Source organism: Actinoplanes sp. DH11 (assembly GCF_020873875.1).
Lineage (GTDB): Bacteria > Actinomycetota > Actinomycetes > Mycobacteriales > Micromonosporaceae > Actinoplanes.
On record NZ_JAHWGU010000246.1, the window covers coordinates 1 to 219 of the forward strand.

At 64.8% G+C, this 219-nt stretch carries 1 protein-coding gene; it reads right to left on the reverse strand.

All coding sequences use genetic code 11. From position 1 onward, the window contains the following. Window positions 1–202: acyltransferase domain-containing protein (locus LPA41_RS41630; protein ID WP_306469858.1), on the reverse strand; the 202-nt coding region annotated here is incomplete at its 3' end. Between the last annotated feature and the right edge of the window lie 17 nt (window positions 203–219).

Consider the following 219-nt stretch of genomic DNA (forward strand, 5'->3'; position numbering starts at 1 on the left):
CCCACGACTGCAACAACCGGAACGTGGCCACCTCAACCGCGAACAACGCCGCCTGAGTGAACCGCGTCTCGTCCAGCCTCGCGGCATCGATGTCGAACCCGAACGCCGCGACCACCTCGTCATACACGGCCGCGAAAACCGGATACGCCCGATACAAGCCCTCACCCATGCCGGCGAACTGCGCACCCTGACCCGGGAACAACACACCCAGCTTGCCGT